Annotated in this window: 14 protein-coding genes; 7 read left to right on the top strand and 7 right to left on the bottom strand. The window is 74.8% G+C overall.

Features of this window, described 5'->3' with window-relative positions:
* Positions 1-2 precede the first annotated feature (2 nt).
* Both IW256_RS41440 and IW256_RS24715 read left to right on the top strand, forming a co-directional pair.
* On the top strand, positions 3-2,480 hold the full coding sequence (locus tag IW256_RS41440) for a GAP1-N2 domain-containing protein (protein ID WP_307829037.1): 2,478 nt from the start codon (positions 3-5) through the stop codon (positions 2,478-2,480).
* A gap of 3 nt (positions 2,481-2,483) precedes the next feature.
* Complete coding sequence (locus IW256_RS24715) at positions 2,484-4,328, top strand: TRAFAC clade GTPase domain-containing protein (protein WP_307829038.1); 1,845 nt, start codon at positions 2,484-2,486, stop codon at positions 4,326-4,328.
* Positions 4,329-4,382: 54 nt separating this feature from the next.
* On the opposite strand, the gene IW256_RS24720 is transcribed toward IW256_RS24715, so the two are convergent.
* Positions 4,383-5,192 carry an SAM-dependent methyltransferase gene (locus IW256_RS24720; RefSeq protein ID WP_197013247.1) on the bottom strand — a complete coding sequence of 270 codons (810 nt, stop codon included), beginning with the start codon at positions 5,190-5,192 and terminating at the stop codon, positions 4,383-4,385.
* A gap of 7 nt (positions 5,193-5,199) precedes the next feature.
* Entirely contained in the window at positions 5,200-6,543 is a 1,344-nt protein-coding gene (locus IW256_RS24725; RefSeq protein WP_269217945.1) for a cytochrome P450, read from the bottom strand.
* Positions 6,544-6,754: 211 nt separating this feature from the next.
* Here IW256_RS24725 and IW256_RS24730 point away from each other — a divergent pair, with 211 nt between their 5' ends.
* From IW256_RS24730 to IW256_RS24740, 3 genes are all read left to right on the top strand, one after another.
* The gene (locus tag IW256_RS24730) at positions 6,755-7,402 is read left to right on the top strand and encodes a malonic semialdehyde reductase (protein ID WP_197013248.1); all 648 of its coding nucleotides are present in this window, start codon (positions 6,755-6,757) and stop codon (positions 7,400-7,402) included.
* A 111-nt stretch (positions 7,403-7,513) separates the two neighbouring features.
* Positions 7,514-8,488, top strand: coding sequence for a phosphotriesterase family protein (locus IW256_RS24735; RefSeq protein WP_197013249.1), 975 nt, complete (start codon positions 7,514-7,516; stop codon positions 8,486-8,488).
* A gap of 44 nt (positions 8,489-8,532) precedes the next feature.
* Entirely contained in the window at positions 8,533-9,654 is a 1,122-nt protein-coding gene (locus tag IW256_RS24740) for a S1C family serine protease (RefSeq protein ID WP_197013250.1), read from the top strand.
* A gap of 12 nt (positions 9,655-9,666) precedes the next feature.
* On the opposite strand, the gene IW256_RS24745 is transcribed toward IW256_RS24740, so the two are convergent.
* From IW256_RS24745 to IW256_RS24755, 3 genes are all read right to left on the bottom strand, one after another.
* Positions 9,667-10,899 carry a cytochrome P450 gene (locus IW256_RS24745; protein ID WP_197013251.1) on the bottom strand — a complete coding sequence of 411 codons (1,233 nt, stop codon included), beginning with the start codon at positions 10,897-10,899 and terminating at the stop codon, positions 9,667-9,669.
* A complete protein-coding gene (locus tag IW256_RS24750; protein WP_307829401.1) occupies positions 10,896-11,780 on the bottom strand; it encodes a phosphotriesterase family protein in 885 nt (294 codons plus the stop codon). The genes IW256_RS24745 and IW256_RS24750 overlap by 4 nt, the downstream gene beginning before the upstream one ends.
* Before the next feature lie 83 nt (positions 11,781-11,863).
* A complete protein-coding gene (locus IW256_RS24755) occupies positions 11,864-12,649 on the bottom strand; it encodes a phytanoyl-CoA dioxygenase family protein (RefSeq protein ID WP_197013252.1) in 786 nt (261 codons plus the stop codon).
* Between the two features lie 154 nt (positions 12,650-12,803).
* Between IW256_RS24755 and IW256_RS24760 the strand changes: the two genes are divergently transcribed.
* Together IW256_RS24760 and IW256_RS24765 are read left to right on the top strand one after the other, a co-directional pair.
* Positions 12,804-15,089: an FdhF/YdeP family oxidoreductase gene (locus IW256_RS24760; RefSeq protein WP_197013253.1), complete on the top strand. Its 2,286-nt coding sequence runs from the start codon at positions 12,804-12,806 to the stop codon at positions 15,087-15,089.
* A 9-nt stretch (positions 15,090-15,098) separates the two neighbouring features.
* Positions 15,099-15,770 carry a DUF1707 SHOCT-like domain-containing protein gene (locus IW256_RS24765; RefSeq protein WP_231403913.1) on the top strand — a complete coding sequence of 224 codons (672 nt, stop codon included), beginning with the start codon at positions 15,099-15,101 and terminating at the stop codon, positions 15,768-15,770.
* 50 nt (positions 15,771-15,820) lie between these two features.
* Here IW256_RS24765 and IW256_RS24770 read toward each other — a convergent pair whose 3' ends face one another.
* Together IW256_RS24770 and IW256_RS24775 are read right to left on the bottom strand one after the other, a co-directional pair.
* A complete protein-coding gene (locus IW256_RS24770) occupies positions 15,821-16,585 on the bottom strand; it encodes a hypothetical protein (RefSeq protein WP_197013254.1) in 765 nt (254 codons plus the stop codon).
* A 75-nt stretch (positions 16,586-16,660) separates the two neighbouring features.
* Positions 16,661-18,091: an amidase gene (locus IW256_RS24775; protein ID WP_197013255.1), complete on the bottom strand. Its 1,431-nt coding sequence runs from the start codon at positions 18,089-18,091 to the stop codon at positions 16,661-16,663.
* Positions 18,092-18,118: the final 27 nt, after the last annotated feature.

Below are 18,118 nucleotides of genomic sequence, written 5' to 3' on the forward strand. Positions count from 1 at the left end.
GCGTGGCCTGGCAGCTGCACTACACCTCGGCGCGGCGTGGTCCCACCGGCCGGGCGGGCTTCCAGTTCGTCGCGGAGACGCCCGGGCTGCCCGACGGCGTCCGGGCCGAGGTGACCCCCTACCTGTCGTACCGCCCGCCGCCCCAGGCGCCGCTCTCCCCGGACGAGGGGGAGCTGGGCCGGTTCCCGGTGGCGCTCCTGTACGACCGGGTGGCGGGACGGCCGCTGCTGCTGCGCTGCCGCTATCTCGGGCGCGACTACTCGGGCCGGTACGGCAACTTCTTCGCGCACGCGGTCGTGGCCGAGGAGGAGGAACTGGAGGGGCTGCGGCCCGCCGAGCTGTGGCGTGCCCCGCTGTGGGCCGACGAGCCGCTGGACGGCGGGGCGGGCGCGGACGTGCTCCCGCCGCTGGAGGACCTCTCCCCCGGCGCGGGCTCGGATCCGGAGTCGCTGGCGCGGTGGCTGGCCGACCTGGACGCGGCGGCCTCCGCCGGGCCGGACGGCCCCGGCTCCCTGAACGGCTCGGGCTCCCTGAACGGGGGCTCGGGCTCCCTGAACGGCTCGGGCTCCCCGGACGGCCCCGGTTCCCCGGCCGGACCGGGCGCCGGCCCGTACGACCTGCTCGCGCTGCTGATGGACGCGGTGACCGGAGTGCTGGCGCGGGGCCACGGCCGGGTGGTGCTGATCGGCGCCGACGTGGAGCGGATCGCGCGCTGGATCGCCGTGGTGTCGTACTCGCTGCCGGTCGCGGCGGCGACGCGGATGTCGTTCGTCACCTACAGCGCCGACCCCGACGGCGCGGCCCAGCGGGTGGTCGGGACCACCCCGGACGTCTGGGCGTCGGCGCAGCGCCACGCGGCGCACGCCTTCCATGTCGCCGGCCCGCGCACCGGCCCCGTCCCCGAGCCCGCCGCCGGGCCGGGCGGCGCGGCGGGCCGGGGGGCGGCCCCGGCGCGGCCGGTCCGGGCGCCGAGCCGCTTCGCCCGTACGGTCGCCGCGTGCTGGCGCGACTTCGACTTCGCCGGGCTGGACGCGCTGGGCGAGCTCGCCGCGCCCGGTTCCCGTACCGCGCCCGAGCCGCTGGACCAGGCGGCGACGCTACTGTCGCTGTGCCGCGGCGACCGTACGGTGACGCCGGAGGAGCAGGCCGCGGTGGCGGGGCTGCTCGCGCGGCGCGGCGCCGCGGTCCCCGGCTGGGTGTGGCGCGATCTGGCCGAGGGCGTGCCCGCGATGGGCCTGGAGCTCGCACTGGTCGTGCACGGCCGGGCCAGGACGGCCGGGGTGGCCCAGGTGGCCGACGGTGCCGGTGCGGCACCGGGGATCGCGGCGGCGGTGGCGTCCGCGCTGGCGGCGGCGCCCGATCTGGCCGAGGTCGCGCGGATCGCCGCGCTGGCGGCGGACGCGGGCGTCACGGTCGGCGCGGACGAGGCCCGCGCGGCGGCGGCACGGTGTGCGCGGAGCGGCACCGCGGAGCTGCCGGCGGCGCTGGAGGGTGCCCCCTCCGGGCTCCGGGAGACGCTGCTGGACGGCGTCCTGGCCGGGCTGGCCGACGCGGGCCGCGAGGTTCGGCGCGCGGTGCTCGACGGTGACGCCTGCGACCTGCTGTACGAGGCTCCGGAAGGGCTCCGGGCGGTCCCGGTGGTCGCGCTGCCGGTGCTGGCGTCGGTGGGCGCCCGGCATCCCGAGCACAGGGTCGCGGTGACCGGTGAGCTGCTGCGCCTGGCCGGTGAGGAGCCGCGGTCGGCCCCGGCCGTGAGCCGCGCGCTGGAAAGGGTGTGGCGCAGGCCCCCGTCGGCCACCGAATGCCTCACCCTGCTGGAGGCCCACGCGGACGTGCTCGCGGCCGGCGGGACGGCTGCCGCGTTCCTCGCCGGGCTGCCGGCCCGCGCGTTCGCCCGGCTCGCCCCCGGCGGGGACGACGCGCTGTCCGCGCCGGCGACGCTCCGGCTGGCGGCACGGGTCCGAGCGACCCTCCCGGAGGGCGAGTCGTCCCGCGCAGCCGCCGTCGTCCAGGCGTACGCCGACGCGGTCACGGCGGAGCGGGCCGGGCAGGCCGCCGAGGCGTTCGCGGTCATCACGGGTCCGGAGGCGCCGGCCCGGCTGTCCGACGCGGTCCTGGCCGCCGCCGCGCAGCGGCTGGCCAGGCGCGGCCCCCGGTTCCGCGCGGCGCTGCTGGAGGCGGTGCCGGGCCCGCTGCGGTCCCGCCTCGGCGAGCTGTGGACCGCCGGGCTGGCCGGGCGCGCCCGGTCGGGCCGCGCCCCGGTCCGCGCGGCGGAGACGGCGCAGCGCAACGAGCTGGTGGAGGTGGTGCTGCGGCTCCGGCGGCGCGGCGTCACCGAACCCGCGCTGGAGACCTGGGCGCGGTCGGCGGCGGGCCGCTGGCTGTCGGCCCGGCAGCTGGACGCGCACTTCGCGGGCGACCGCGAGCTGCGCGCCGCGCTCCGGGAACTGGTCGCCGAGGCCCGCGGACGAGGTGAGTGACCCGTGCACCCCCTCGTCATGCTCCTGCTCGCCGCCGCGTGGGTGGGCGCGATGTGGCTCGGGTTCATGGTGGTGTTCCCGGTCCTGTTCCCGACCACGCTGGTCGTCGCGGGCGTCGCCGCGCTCGGCCTGTACTACCTGCACGCCTGCCGGACGCTGGGGCCGTCCACCGTGAAGGGCCCCTCCCCCGTGGCGGAGCCGGAGATCTCCTACCGGCACTACCTCCTCGGCCAGGTCTGGCAGGACTGGTGGACCATCACCCGTACGGTGGCCCCCCGCGTCTGGACGACCGCGTCCGGCACCGTGGTGCTCCTGACCAAGACGCTGCTCGGCGGGCCGTGGGGGTTCTTCACGTTCCCCGTGTGGCTGGCCCTGTGCGCCGGTATCGCGGCGGCGGCGGTCCCGGCCGCCGCGCTCGGGGCGGCGCTCACGGTGCTGTACGGGGTCGTCGCCGCGGTCGGCCTCGCCGCGTGGCTGGTGTGCGCGCTCCTGCTGGCCGCCGTGGAACGGGTCTTCATGGCCTACGGGCGGATCCTGCAGACCTGCCCGCACCCCTTCTGCTACGAGAAGATCGCCCTGCCGGTGTACGAGTGCCCGGGGTGCGGGGCGCGGCATCCGCGGCTCACCCCCGGCCCGGCGGGCGCGTTCCGGCACGTGTGCCGCTGCGGCGCGCGGCTGCCCACGACGGTGTTCCTCGGCCGCTTCCGCCTGGCGGCGTACTGCCCGCACTGCGCGGGCCGCCTGCCTGAACGGATCGGGCGGGTGCGGGTGGAGCCGCTGCCCTTCGTGGGCGGCCCGGCGGCGGGCAAGACGACGTTCATGGTGCTGGGCATCCGCGCCCTGCACGCCCGCGCCCAGGCACTCGGCGGGCGGCTGGCCTTCGTCGAGCGGCGGCACGCGGAGGCGTACGCGGGGGCGGTCCGCGAGCTGGAGCGCGGCGGCCGTGCCGCCAAGACCGGGCCGGAGCTTCCGCTGGCCACCATGGTGGACGTGGACCTGCCCGGCCGCGCCCGGCGGATCCTCTACCTGTTCGACCCGGCCGGGGAGCACTTCACGGGGGCGACCGAGGTGGAGTCGCTGCGCTACCTGGACCACGGCGAGGCGCTGCTGTTCGTCGTGGATCCGTTCGCGCTGCCGCAGGTCCGCCGCGCCCTCACCGAGGAGGAACGGCGGCGGGTGGAGCGTTCGGCGGCGTCGTCGGAGGAGGACCCCGCCGACACGCTGCAGCGCGTCCTGAACGAGCTGCGGTCCCGGCCCGACCGGGGGCGCCGGAAGCGGGTCGCGGTCATCGTCACCAAGATCGACCTGCTGGCCGGGACGGACATCGGCCGCACGGCCGCCGCGCCGCCCGCCCCGTCCCAGGACACCCAGGCTGCTGCGGGTGCTCCGGGTGCTCCGGCACTCCCGGACGCTCCGGGCCGTGTCTCCGCCGGCCCCGGCCCGGATCCGGAGCGGGACGGGGCGCCGGACGGGGACGCCGTCCTGCGCCGCTGGCTCGACCACGTCGGCCTGGGCAACACCGTCCGCGCGCTCGACCAGGCCGCCGGGCAGGTGCGCTACTTCGGTTCCGGGCTGGCCACCGACCCCGGCGAGGTGGCCGATCTGCTGGGCTGGGCGTCGGGCCTGGCCCCCGACCGGCGGCGGACCGCCGCCGAGCCCGGCCGCGACCTGCCCGGCACCGCCCCGCTCCGCGCCCCCTGGCCCGTACGGGGCCGTGACGCCACCCGCGTCCCCGCCGGGTACCAGGCCGGGCGCTGGGCCGTCCTGGCCGGCCTGTCCGTCCTCACCGTGGCCGCCCTCACCGGCGCCGCCATCGCCGCCGCCCAGCGCTTCTCCCTGCCGTTCTGAGACCGCGCCGCCCGGGACCGCGCCGTCCGGGACCGCCCGTCCCGGCCGGGAGCGTCAGCGGCGGGCGATCCCGGCGAACAGGAAGGTGGCGGCCGGGTCCACCTCGCGCCGCTCGTCCGGACGCCACTCGGGCGCGTAGACCAGCCCGGGCTCCTCCCAGGTGAAGTCGCCGGCGAGGGCGGCGATCTCCTCCCGGGTGCGCAGCGCGATGGACGCGGTGGACCGGTCGTAGACGCTCCTGGCGGTCCCGGCCGCCTCGGGCCGGTTGCCCTCGCTGGTGACATGGCTGATCACCAGGACGCTGCCGGGCGCCATGGCCGCGTGCAGCCGGGCGACGATCCCGGCCGGGTCCTCCTTGTCGGTGACGAAGTGCAGCACCGCCAGCAGCAGCACCGCCACCGGCTCGGCGGGGTCGATCAGCTCGCGCGCCGCGGGGTCGGCCAGGATCCGTTCCGGCTCGCGCACGTCGCCCTCCACGACGGTCACGCCCGGCGCGGAGGCCAGCAGCGCCCGCCCGTGCGCGACCACCACCGGGTCGATGTCGGCGTAGACGACCCGCGCGTCCGGCGCCACCCGCCGCGCGACCTCGTGCACGTTGGCCTGCGTGGGCAGCCCGGCGCCGATGTCGACGAACTGCCGGATGCCCGCCCGCGCCAGCCGCGTCACGGCGCGGCGCAGGAACGCCCGGTTCTCCCGCACGGTGAGGGCGGTCTCCGGCGCGGCCTCCAGCAGCCGTTCGGCCGCCGCCCGGTCGGCGGCGTAGTGGTCCTTGCCGCCGAGCAGGTAGTCGTAGATCCGGGCGACGTTCGGCACGCCCTCGTCGATGCCCTCGGTGCCCTCGTCGTGCCCGTCGCGTCCGTCCATGGCGGTGTCACCCGTTCGCGGGGGCGGCGGGCGCCTCGGCGGCGGTGGTGACCGGCACCTCGGCCGGGCGGTGGATGACCGCCTCGCCGATCCAGGGGACGGCCGTGGCGGGGCCCGCCAGGCGCAGCCCGGGGAGGCGGGTGGCCAGCGCCCCGAACGCCTCCTGCAGCTCCATCCGGGCGAGGTTGGCCCCCAGGCAGTAGTGCGGGCCGTGACCGAAGCTGAGATGGGGGCGGCGCGCCCTCTCCCAGGCGCCGTCGGCGGTGCGTTCCCCGGCGAACCGGGTCACCTCGAAGCTCTCCGGGTCGGGGAAGACCTCCGGGTCCAGGTTGCCCGCCGGGAGCAGCAGGAACACCGCCTCGCCCGCCTCGACCGCGCCGCCCGACAGCTCCACCCGCTCGGTCATCCGGCGCAGCACCCCGTACCCTCCGGGCCCGTCGTAGCGCAGGATCTCCTCCACCGCCGCCGGGACCAGCGCGGGGTCGGCCGCCAGCGCGGCCCAGCGCTCGGGGTGGCTCAGCAGCCGCAGCGCGCCCCGCGAGATCTGCGCGGCGGTGGTCTCGTGGCCGGCCAGGATCAGCCCGAAGACCAGGCCGACCAGCTCGTCCTCGCTGAGCCGGTCATCGGCGTCGCGGGCCTGCACCAGCATGTCGATCAGGTCGTCGCCGGGCCGCTCGCGATGGGCCGCGACCAGCTCCGCCGCGTACCCGGCGAACTCCATCGCGGCGGCCATCCGGTCGTCGGCGGACGCGTCCGCGGTGGACAGGAACAGCTCGGTCCACCGCCGGAACCGCGGCTGGTCGCGGGCGGGCACGCCCATCAGCTCGCAGATGACCAGGCTCGGCAGCGGGAAGGCGAACGCCTCGACCAGGTCGGCCGGGCCGCCCGCCGCGGCGAGGCCGTCGACCAGCCCGGCCGTGATCTCGGCGACCCGGGGCCGCCAGCCCTCGATCTGGCGGGGGGTGAACGTGCCCGACAGGATGCGGCGCAGGCGGGTGTGCTCCGGCGGGTCCATGTTGAGGATCGAGGTGGGATTGTCCTCCAGGCTCATCCCCTTGGTCAGCCGCGGGGCGCCCTCGTAGCGCAGGTTCCGGCTCGCCGCCGAGTGCGCCAGGACGGTACGGATGTCCTCGTGCCGGGCGACCGCGCGGATCCGGTCGCCGCTGGGCAGCGTCAGCGGGGCCAGCGGCGCCTCCGCGTGCCGGACGGCGAACCGCGGGGACGGCGGTCCCAGCTCGCCCGGTGGTAGCTCGGGCCAGGCCCAGCCGCGCCGGTCCGTGCCCGGCGTCCGTCCGCCGGGGGTGTCCAGGGCCATGCCGTTCCTCCCGCCCTCGCGTGCCGTGGATGTCATGACGCTCACTGTGCCCCGGATGGCCCTCCGGGCGAACGCGCCGGCGGGGGATGGCCGGTTGAGGACGGCCCGCGGGAGGCGCCGCGCCCCCGGCGTTTGTGACCGACCCCACCACCTGACGCGGGCAGAGAACGCGCCGTCGCCCGGTTGGAGCCCGTAGGTCCCGTGCCCCGGGGCGGGACCGGCGGCCCCGCGACAGAAAGGCGACCCTATGGCGACGCTCCCGAGCGACCCTCAGGCCCCCACTGGCCGGACCCCGGCCGACGCGGACGGCGAGGTCCTGGACGAGACCGCACGGGACCTGCTGTTCCGCGAGGCCCGCACCGCCAACTCCTTCACCGCCGAGCCGGTCACCGACGAGCAGGTCCGGGAGATCTACGAGCTGGTCAAGTGGGGCCCGACCGCGATGAACAGCCAGCCGCTGCGGCTGGTGGCGGTGCGCTCCCCCGAGGCCCGCGCGCGGCTGGTCCCCCTCATGGCGGAGGGCAACCGGGCCAAGACCGCCTCCGCGCCGCTGACCCTGATCGTCACCGCGGACACCGACTTCCACGAGCATCTCCCGGCCACGTTCCCGCACAAGCGGGACGCGCGGGAGTCGCTGGCCGCGCACCCGGGCCGGGAGCGGATCGCGCGCTTCAACGCCAGCATCCAGCTCGGCTACCTCATCCTCGGCGTCCGCGCGATCGGCCTGGCCGCGGGCCCGATGGCCGGGTTCGACGCGGAGGGCGTCAAGAAGGAGTTCCTGGCCGATGGCAACCAGCAGCCGGTGGCCGTGGTGAACATCGGCCGCCCCGGCCCGGACGCCTGGTTCCCGCGGAACCCTCGCCTGGAGTACGAGCAGGTCGTCAGGACGATCTGAAGCCCCCGGCCGTGCGGGTGCCGTGCCGCTCCGGCACCCGGCTTGCCAGAGGGTCGACCGGTCGGTATGCACGGAGGGAGATCACTTCCCCGTCCAGAGGAGACCCGCCCCATGCCCTCTGTCGAGACCGCCCGCGGCCCCGTCGACGCCGCCGCGCTGGGCCGGACGCTGATGCACGAGCACGTCTTCGTCCTGTCCACCGAGCACGTCCAGAACTACGGCGCCGGCGCCTGGTGGGACGAGGAGGAACGGGTCGCCGACGCGGTGGCCAGGCTCCGCGAGCTGGCGGGCCTGGGCGTCGCCACCATCGCGGACCCGACCGTCTGGGGGCTGGGCCGGTACATCCCGCGGATCCAGCGGGTCGCCGAGCAGGTCCCCGAGCTCAACATCATCGTCGCCACCGGCATCTACACCTACAACGACCTGCCGTTCCAGTTCCACCACCGGGGGCCGGGCACCCTGATCGACGGCCCGGACCCGATGATCGCCGACTTCGTCCGCGACCTCACCGAGGGCATCGCCGGCACCGGCGTGCGGGCCGCGTTCCTCAAGTGCGCCGTGGACGGGCCGGGCCTGGTCCCCGGTGTGGAACGGGTGCTGCGGGCCGTCGCCGCCGCGCACCGCGAGACCGGCGCGCCCATCACCGTCCACACCGAGAGCTCCGTGCACGCCGGTCGCGCGGTCGTCAAGGTCCTCCGGGAGGAGGGCGCGGACCTGGGCAAGGTCGTCATCGGACACGCCGGTGACAGCAACGACCTGGACTACCTGCGGGAACTCGCCGACACCGGCGCCATCCTCGGCATGGACCGGTTCGGGCTGGACATCATCAACCCCACGTCCGACCGCGTCGCCACCATCGCCGCCCTCTGCGAGCGCGGCTACGCCGACCGGATGGTCCTCAGCCACGACGCCAGCTGCTTCATCGACTGGTTCGGGCCCGACCCCGAGACCGTGCGCGGCCTGGCGCCCAACTGGAACTACCGCCACATCAGCGACGACGTCCTGCCCGCCCTGCGCGCCGCGGGCGTCACCGAGGACCAGCTCGACCGGATGCTGGTCGAGAACCCGCGGCGGTACTTCTCCTAGACTGCTCTCACCTCCCGGGAGAAGATCCTTCCAGGAGGCACGTGGTGAACGAGATCCCCGAACGCCGTGGTTCCGGCTGTTTCGGCTGCCTGGCGATCCTGGCCGTCCTCGTCGCGGTCATCGCCTTCCTGGCCGGCCGCCCGCTGCTGGAGGACCGGTCGGGCGGGGGGCCTCCGGCGGCCCCGCCGGTCGCGTCGCCGTCCCGTACCGTTACCGAGCCCAGCGGCCGGCGGCCCGGCGTGGTGAACATCGACACCGAGCAGGGGCTGCGCAGCACCAGGGCCGCCGGGACCGGCATCCTGATGGACTCCTCCGGCGTCGTCCTGACCAACAACCACGTCATCCAGGGCGCGACCGCCATCCGGGGCACGGTCACCGACAACGGCCGCGCCTTCACCGCCGAGGTCCTCGGCTACGACAAGTCCGGCGACATCGCCGTGATCCGGCTGCGCGGCGCCGCCCGCCTCCGGCCCGCCGTCTTCGGCGACTCCCGCACCGTCCTGCCGGGCGACCCGGTCACCGCGGTCGGCAACGCGGGCGGCAAGGGCGGCGCCCCCACGGTCGTCACCGGCAAGGTCACCGCGCTCGACCGGCAGATCACCGCCACCGACCAGAACGACGGCAGCACCGAGCGGCTGACCGCGATGATCGAGACCGACGCCCCCATCCGGCCGGGCGACTCCGGCGGCCCGCTGCTCAACACCGCGGGCCAGGTCATCGGCATGAACACCGCCGCGTCCGTCTCGTTCCGCGTGCAGCAGGAGGGCAACCCGCGCGGCTACGCCATCCCCTCCGACCGGGCCCTCGCCGTCGCCCGCCAGATCCAGCGGGGCGAGGGCTCGGCCACCGTCCACATCGGCCGTACGCCCATGCTCGGCGTCCAGGTCCGCTCACCCGGCGCCGCCGAGCCCGGCGGCCCGCCGCCGCCCGCGACCAGCGGCGCGCTCATCGCCGACCTCATCCCCGGCACCCCCGCCGAGGCCGCCGGCCTGCGCCCCGGCGCGGTCATCGTCGCCCTGAACGACCGCCCCGTGGACTCCCCGGCGACCCTGACCGACCTGCTCCTGCTCCACCACCCCGGCGACATCGTCCGCGTCGGCTGGGTCGACACCGACGGCCGCCGCTACACCACCCCCGTCCGCCTGGCCGAAGGCCCACCCCAGTGACCGCGGCGGGGGTCAGGGAGTGGTGGTCCATTGGACGGGGAGGGACTGGAAGCCGCGGCCGACCATGCTCTTGCGGTGGACGGGGTCGGGGCCGGGGGCCAGCGTGAGGGTGGGGAGGCGGGTGGTGAGGCGCTCGAAGGCGATCTCCATCTTGAGGCGGCTCAGGGCGGCGCCGACGCAGTGGTGGACGCCGTAGCCGAAGACCATGTGGTCGCGGGCGTTGGGGCGGCGGATGTCGAAGCGCTCGGGGTCGGGGAAGACGGTCTCGTCGTGGCCGGCGGAGTCGGCGTGCAGGAGCACCTGCGACCCGGCCGGGATGGTGGTGCCGTGCAGGGTGACGTCGGTGGTCGTGGTGCGGAAGCTGCCCAGGCTGGCGCCGTCGATCCGGAGGCTCTCCTCGATCATGCCGGGGATCAGCGCGGGGTCGGCGACGATCTCCTCCCAGACGTGCCGCTCGCGCATCAGCCGGTGGACGGCGTTGGACAGGCCGTTGGGGACGGTGTCGTTGCCGCCCAGCAGCAGGGCGCTGATCGTCTCGACGACCTCGCGGTGCGACAGCTCGGTGCCGATCAGCCCGGCCATGAGCGAGACGAAGTCCTCGCGGGGTTCGGCGCGGCGGTCGGTGACCAGGCGGTCCACGTAGTCGAGGTACTTCAGGAAGTCCTGGGCGAGCTCGCGCTGGCGGCCGGGCGGCTGGGGCGACAGGAACAGCTGGAACCACGAGGTCACCCAGTGCTTGACCCGTTCCTCGTCCTCGGGCGGCACGCCGATGAAGACGGCCGCGAGGCGGGCGGAGGGCAGGTGGGCGATCTCGGCGGTGAAGTCGGCCCGGCCGGCGGGCAGCAGCTCGTCCAGGACGGCGTCCATCTGCGCGCGGAACAGGCCGCCGAGGCGGGCGACCGCGCGGGGCGTGAACGCGCGGGAGATGGCCCGCCGCATCCGGGTGTGCTTGGGCGGGTCGACGTTGGCGGCGAAGTCGTCCAGGAACGAGCGGTGCTCGCCGAGGGTCTCCTTGACCTCGTCGGTGAGGGTGCGGGAGATGGTGAGCGACCCGACGCTGGAGAAGGTGCGGTGGTCGCGGTAGGCGGCGCGGACGTCGGGGTAGCGGGTGAGCACCCACATGCGCAGGTGGTCGCTCCAGAAGACCGGGTGGTCGTGCCGCAGCCTGCGCAGGAACGGGTACGGGCGGGTCACGTGCCAGTCACTGGCGATGTCGAAGTCCGTGGCGGTCTCGGGGGTGGTCACCGGCGGCCTCCCGTGAGGATGCGGCGGGGGTTGTCGACGAGCATCCGGTCGATCTGCTCCTCGGTGACGCCCGCGGCGCGCAGCGCGGGCAGGACGTCGCGGGAGATGTGCAGGAGGTGGTAGTTCGGATGCCTCTGGCGGACCACCTCGGGGTCGAAGCGGTCGTTGAAGCAGTACGAGTCGTGCGAGAGGACCATGCGGCCGGCGTGGCCGCGCTCGCACAGCGCGACGACGGTCGCCACGCGGTCCCGGAACGAGGTGAACTCGATCCCGAAGCGGTCCATGCCGAGGTACGAGCCGCCCGCGATCAGCTCTTCGAGGTAGTCCAGGTCGGTGGAGTCCCCGGCGTGCCCGATCACGACCCGGGACAGGTCCACGCCCTCCTCGGCCAGCAGCTTCTGCTGGTCCAGGCCGTTGCGGACGGACGACTCGCTGTGCGTGGTGATCGGCACGCCGGTCTCGTGGTGGGCGCGGGCGACGGCGCGGATCACCCGTTCCACGCCGGGGGTGATGCCCTGCCTGCCGGTGGCGCACTTGAGCATGCCCGCCCGGACCCCCGTGCGGCCGATGCCCTCGGTGATGTCGCGGACGAAGAACTCGGCGAGCCGGTCCGGGCCGCCGAAGAGGGATCCGGGCCCGCGGTTGCCGAAGTACGGGGGCAGCGCGTCGTAGGTGTAGAGGCCGGTGGCGGCGACGATGTTGACGTCGGTCAGCTCGGCCACCCGCTGGACGGCGGGGACGTAGCGGCCGAGCCCGATCACCGTGAGGTCGACGATGGTGTCGATGCCGGCGGCCTTGAGGTCGTTGAGCTTGCCCGCGGCCTCGCGGGCGCGCCGCTCCAGGTCCCAGCCCTCGGGGATGTCGGGCCAGTTCCAGAGGATCTCCGGGCTGAGCCCGAAGACGTGCTAGTGCATGAGCGTCGCGCCGAGGCCGTCCACCGGGCCGCGGACGGTGTCCACGGCGGTCATCCCCGCACCACCGGGAACATCGGGTGGTCGAACGGCGCGTTCACCGTCAGCCCGAGGCCGTCGGTCTGCCCGTAGGGCGCTCCGGTGTAGAGGGTGTCGGCGTCGAAGTAGGTCGCGGTGAACGACAGCCGCGGCCGGTCGCGCCGGTTGGCCGGGGCGCCGTGGATCACCAGGCTGCTGTGCACGGTGGCGTCACCGGCCTCCAGGTCGAAGGGTTCGGACAGGTCGAGATCGGCCAGCCAGGGGTGCTGGGTGAGGGCGTCGTCGCCCTCCCGGACGAAGCTGCGGCCGAGGGGGCCGTACAGGTGGGAGCGTTCGTAGAAGCGCAGCGCGCCCATGTCGGCGGGCACGTCGTCCAGCGCCAGCCAGACCGTGAGCATCGCCGCCCGGTCCATCGGCATCCAGGGGAAGTCCTGGTGGAAGACCGTCTCGCCGTGCCCGTCCCCGTCCGCCGGCTCCTTGACCAGGAGGTTGGTGACCTGGAGCCGGACGGACCGGACGCCGGTCAGCAGGCGGACGACGTCGCGGGCCAGCCGCGGCGACATGGCCAGGGCGCCGAACGCCTCGTCCTGCCGGGCGATGTCGCGGTCCTGCCCGAACGCCCGGTCGACGAAACCGTTGCGGAACCGGCCCTGCCGCCGCCCCAGGCGCTCCAGGGCCCGTTCGCGGAGCCCGGCCACGTAACCGGGGTCGACCAGGCCGGGGAGCCTGGCCCAGCCGCGGTCGCGGAAGCGGGCGACCTCCTCAGCGGTGACCTCGCGTACCGGAACCGGTTCGCCCATGGGCGCCCTCCCTCATCGCCGAAGGCGTGTCCTCCCGGGGACGGTAACGCCGTTCCTGTTGGCAAGCAAGCGCTTGGTGTAAGTGGGTGCCGGTGAAACCATCGGCCACCTGGTGCGACAGTGGGAGGGAACACGGACGCGAGGATGTGAAGCGATGAGCCGGAAAGCGCCCCGGGAGGACTTCGACGACGACGGGCTGCGGGTCTCCAAGCCCAAGGAGTGGGCCGCCGGGGTCCCGGGCGTCACGGCGGCGCTGCGGCAGTCCTACGAGCAGATGGGCGTGGGCCGTACCGCCCTGACCCTGCTCCGGGTCAACCAGAAGCAGGGCTTCGACTGCCCCGGGTGCGCGTGGCCGGAGGGCGACAAGCGGCATGTCGCCGAGTTCTGCGAGAACGGCGCCAAGGCGGTCGCCGAGGAGGCCACCACACGGCGCGTCACCCGCGAGTTCTTCGCCCGGCACACCGTGGCCGAGCTGGGACGGCGCGGTGACCTGTGGCTCGGGCAGCAGGGACGGCTGACCGAGCCGATGATCAAGCGGTCGGGGTCCGAGCACTACGAGCCGGTTTCCTGGGACGAGGCGTTCGGGCTGCTGGCCGCCGAGCTGAACGCGCTGGACTCCCCCGACGAGGCCCTCTTCTACACCTCCGGGCGCACGAGCAACGAGGCCGCCTTCGCCTACCAGCTGTTCGCGCGCGCGTTCGGGACCAACAACATGCCCGACTGCAGCAACATGTGCCACGAGTCGTCCGGTTCCGCGCTGAACGAGACGATCGGCATCGGCAAGGGCTCGGTGCTGCTGGAGGACCTGTACCAGGCCGACCTGATCTTCGTGGTGGGGCAGAACCCGGGCACCAACCACCCGCGGATGCTGTCGGCCCTGGAGAAGGCCAAGAAGGCCGGGGCCCGCGTCGTGGCGGTCAACCCGCTGCCGGAGGCCGGGCTGATGCGGTTCAAGAACCCGCAGCGCCCGTCCGGGGTGACGGGCCGGGGCACCGCGCTCGCCGACCGGTTCCTGCAGATCCGGCTGAACGGCGACCTGGCGCTCTTCCAGGCCCTCAACCGGCTGATCGTGGACGAGGGCGCGGTCGACCGCGAGTTCCTGGACGCCCACACGGCCGGCTACGAGGACCTCGAACGGCACCTCAAGGCCCTGGACTGGGACCGGGTGCTGGAGGCCACCGGGCTGACCCGCGCCGAGATCGACGCCACCTTCGGCGACGTGCTGGGCGCCGAGCGGATCGTGGTGTGCTGGGCCATGGGCCTCACCCAGCACCGCAACGCCGTGCCGACCATCCGCGAGGTGGTCAACTTCCTGCTGCTGCGCGGCAACATCGGCCGTCCGGGCGCCGGTGTCTGCCCCGTGCGGGGGCACTCCAACGTGCAGGGCGACCGGACGATGGGCATCTTCGAGCGGCCGCCCGCGGCGTTCCTGGACGCGCTGGCCCGGGAGTTCTCCTTCGAGCCGCCGCGCGCGCACGGGCTCGACACCGTCGGCGCGATCCGCGCGATGCGCGACGGCACGGCGAAGGTGTTCCTGGGCATGGGCGGCAACTTCGTCCGCGCCACCCCCGACTCGGCCGTCACGGAGGCGGCGATGCGCCGCTGCCGCCTGACCGCGCACGTGTCCACCAAGCTGAACCGCTCGCACGCGGTGACCGGGGAGCAGGCGCTGATCCTGCCCACGCTGGGCCGTACCGAACGCGACGAGCAGGCGTCGGGGCCGCAGTTCGTCTCCGTCGAGGACTCCATGGGCATGGTGCACGCCTCACGGGGCCGCCTCGCCCCCGCCTCCGGGCACCTGCTGTCCGAGGTCGCGATCGTCTGCCGGCTGGCCCGCGCGGTCCTGCCGGACTCGGACATCGGCTGGGAGGCGATGGAACGCGACTACGACGTCGTCCGCGACCACGTCTCGCGGGTGGTGCCCGGCTTCGAGCGCTTCAACGAGCGGATCCGCGAGCCCGGCGGGTTCACGCTGCCGCACGCCCCGCGCGACGAGCGCCGCTTCCCGACCGCCACCGGCAAGGCCAACCTGACGGTGAACGAGCTGGAGGTGCTGCGGGTCCCCGAGGGCAGGCTGCTGCTGCAGACCGTCCGCAGCCACGACCAGTACAACACCACGATCTACGGGATGGACGACCGCTACCGAGGCGTCAAGGCCGGGCGCCGCGTGGTGTTCGTCAGCCCGGCCGACCTGGAGGCGCTGGGCCTGGCCGACGGCGCGCGGGTCGACCTGGTGTCGGAGTGGTCCGACGGGGTGGAGCGCCGCGCGCCGGGCTTCCGGATCGTGGCCTACCCGACGGCGCGGGGGTGCGCGGCGGCGTACTTCCCCGAGACCAACGTCCTCGTCCCGCTCGACAGCACCGCCGAGGTCAGCAACACCCCGACCTCCAAGTCGATCGTGGTCCGGCTCGTACCATCGGAGGACGCCGCGCTGCCTTAGGCTCGGACCATGACGAACCTCCCCGATCGGGCGGACTCCTCCCCCGGCCCGCGCCAGATGCGCGCGTCCGACGCCGACCGCGACCGGGTCGCGGAGGTGCTGCGCGACGCCGCGGGTGAGGGGCGGCTGACCCTGGAGGAACTGGACGAGCGCCTGGACGCGGTGTACGCGGCCAGGACCTACGCCGAGCTGGAGCCGATCACCCGCGACCTGCCGGTCCCCGGCGGCGCCGCGGCCCCCGCCGCCTACTCCGCCGACGCCTACCCCGCCGCGCCCGCGGGCGACGCGCCGAGCTGGCGGACCGGCGTGGGGATCATGGGCGAGTTCCAGCGGCAGGGCGTGTGGACCGTGCCCGAGACGTTCACCGCGTTCGCCTTCTGGGGCGGCGGGAAGATCGATCTGAGGGAGGCCGTCTTCGCGTCCGGGGAGGTGCGCATCCGGGCCTTCGCGCTCATGGGCGGGATCGACGTCATCGCCCCCGACGACATGACCGTGCACGTCACGGGCATCGGGATCATGGGGGGCTTCGACCACAAGGCCAGCGGCCCGGGCGCGCCGGGCTCGCCGCGCGTCGTCGTCTCCGGCCTCTCCTTCTGGGGTGCGGTCACCGTCAAGCGCAAGGCGCGCCGCGAGGAGAAGAGGCTGCGCAAGGAGCTGAAGAACCGCGGCGAGCCGGACTGACCCCGTCCGGCGGCGCGGCGCGGCGCGGCGCGGCTCGGCGGCTCGGCGGCTCAGCGCGGCGCGAGCTTGCAGCCCGGGTACGGGCTGAGCAGGTTCTCCCTCCAGGGGCCCTCCAGGTACTGGCGCGCCTTCCGGCGCCAGCTCAGCAGGCGGTGGTCGGCGGGCACGCCGTCGTCCAGGCCGAGCGCCGCGTCCCGGGACCGCTGCGTCTCCAGGTGCGCGTCGATGTCGGTGCCCCACAGCGTGACGACCTCGGTGTCGCAGAACTGCACCTCGTAGGAGCCGACGAGCCGGTGCCCGTGCTCGGCCAGCACCGGCGCCCGTTCCTCCTGGACGGCGGCCAGGTAGTCCAGCGCGGCACCCGGCCGGACCTGGGCGCTCTCGAAGAGGTAGAGCGGGGCCGCGTACCCCTCGTCGAGCAGGTCGGCGACGGCCGGAGAGCCGGGGGCGGCGCCGAGGGGGCGAGAGAAGGCCGAATGCCGCAGGTCGTCGATATCGGACAGGAAGAGGTTCTTCTGGACGTCGTCGTAGATCTCCAGCATCTGCCGCCAGCCGCCGTCCCAGCCGCCGTGGCAGTCCCAGAGCGTCACCACCTTGAACTGCGGATGCCCGGTGATGCCGACCGCGTAGAAGGCGCCGACCAGGTCGATGTCGCGCGAGCGGATCGACATGCCCTCGGTCAGCTCGTGCGCGCCCGCGCCCAGCCCGTCGTCCTCCCGTTTGTAGGCGGTCAGCCAGCGGAGATACTCCAGGGGCCGGCGCGAGTTCATCGGGTGGAACTCGACCTCTTCGAGCAGGTAGATGCCGCGGTGCATGAAGCCTCCCAGAGCAGCCCAAGCATGTGCTTGTTTGGGACACTAGACACCGTGGCTCTCCCGCGCAACGGCCGGTTACGAAGAGGGCGGCCGGTGCTCGTACCAGGGGCGGGCCCGCTCGAAGGCCAGGCAGGCGTTCAGGACCAGCGCGTCGGCATGGCGGGGGCCGACCACCTGCAGCCCCACCGGCAGGCCGCCGGCGGTGAAGCCGCAGGGCACGCTGGCCGCCGGCTGCTGGGTCATGTTGAACGGGTAGGTGAACGGCGTCCAGGACGTCCACCGCGCGGGCGGCCCGTCCGGCGGCGACTCGACCCCCGCCTCGAACGCCGCGATCGGCATCGTCGGCGTGAGCAGCAGGTCGTACCGCTCGTGGAAGCCGCCCATGATCCGGCCCAGTTCCATCCGGCGGGCGGTGGCGTCGAGGTACTCGCCCGCCGAGTAGCGGGAGCCCTGCTCGCAGACCTCCCGCAGCCCCGGGTCCAGCTCGGCGCGCTGCCGTTCGGTCAGGTGCTCGGTCACCTTGGCGGCGCCGGCGAACCACAGCACCTCGAACTCCTCGACGGGGTCGCCGAACCCGGGATCGACCTGCTCGACCTTGGCGCCCAGCTCCGTGAACACCTCGACCGCCGCGGCGGTCAGCGCGGCGATCTCCGGATCCACCGTGGCGAACCCGAGGGCGGGGCTGTAGGCCACCCGCAGGCCGCCGAGGTCGGGGGGCTCGCCCGGCGCCCCGGTCCGCGCCCAGGGCGGCGCGAAGGGCGCCGCCGGCGGCGCGAGCGCCGACCAGTCCCGGCTGTCGAACCCGGTGACCACGTCCATCAGCAGCATCGCGTCCGCCACGGTCCGGGTCATCGGGCCGACGTGGGCCAGGGTGCCGAACGGGCTGGCCGGGAAGTGCGGGATCCGGCCGTAGGTGGGCTTGAGCGCGAAGGTGCCGGTGAACGAGGCGGGGATGCGCACCGAGCCGCCGCCGTCGGTGCCCAGGGCCAGCGGCGCCATCCCGGCCGCCACGGCCGCCGCGGCGCCGCCGCTGGAGCCGCCGGGCGTACGGGAGGTGTCCCACGGGTTGCGGGTGATCCCGGTGAGCGGCGAGTCGGTGACGCCCTTCCAGGCGAACTCGGGGGTGGTGGTCTTGCCGACCGGCACCGCGCCGTGCTCGTACAGGCGGGCGACCGAGGGCGCGTCGTCCGGCCACTCCTGGTCGGGACCGATCGAACGTGACCCGCGCAGCGTGGGGCGGCCCCGGGTGAGCAGCACGTCCTTGATCGAGACGGGGACGCCGTCGAGCAGCCCCATCGGCTCGCCGCGCAGCCACCGTGCGGCCGAGGCCCGCGCGGCCGACAGCGCCCATTCGGGTTCGACCAGGCAGAAGGCGTTCAGCCGGGGATCGAGCCGGTCGATCCGTTCCAGCACGGCCTCGGTGGCCTCGACCGGGGACAGCGTCCCGGCTCGGTAGGCGGCCAGCAGCTCGGTCGCGGTCAGGTCCGCCGTCGCGGTGCCGGTCATCGGTACCCCCTGGTGTGGGAAGGGAGG

It is taken from the genome of Actinomadura viridis (genome assembly GCF_015751755.1).
Lineage (GTDB): Bacteria > Actinomycetota > Actinomycetes > Streptosporangiales > Streptosporangiaceae > Spirillospora > Spirillospora viridis.

Coding starts and splice junctions, on each gene's coding strand:
- IW256_RS24770 (WP_197013254.1), bottom strand. CDS start 16,585: ATGCACCGCGGCATCTACCTGCTCGAAGAGGTCGAGTTCCACCCGATG.
- IW256_RS24760 (WP_197013253.1), top strand. CDS start 12,804: ATGAGCCGGAAAGCGCCCCGGGAGGACTTCGACGACGACGGGCTGCGG.
- IW256_RS24720 (WP_197013247.1), bottom strand. CDS start 5,192: ATGGACGGACGCGACGGGCACGACGAGGGCACCGAGGGCATCGACGAG.
- IW256_RS24725 (WP_269217945.1), bottom strand. CDS start 6,543: ATGACATCCACGGCACGCGAGGGCGGGAGGAACGGCATGGCCCTGGAC.
- IW256_RS24755 (WP_197013252.1), bottom strand. CDS start 12,649: ATGGGCGAACCGGTTCCGGTACGCGAGGTCACCGCTGAGGAGGTCGCC.
- IW256_RS24775 (WP_197013255.1), bottom strand. CDS start 18,091: ATGACCGGCACCGCGACGGCGGACCTGACCGCGACCGAGCTGCTGGCC.
- IW256_RS24735 (WP_197013249.1), top strand. CDS start 7,514: ATGCCCTCTGTCGAGACCGCCCGCGGCCCCGTCGACGCCGCCGCGCTG.
- IW256_RS24765 (WP_231403913.1), top strand. CDS start 15,099: ATGACGAACCTCCCCGATCGGGCGGACTCCTCCCCCGGCCCGCGCCAG.
- IW256_RS24730 (WP_197013248.1), top strand. CDS start 6,755: ATGGCGACGCTCCCGAGCGACCCTCAGGCCCCCACTGGCCGGACCCCG.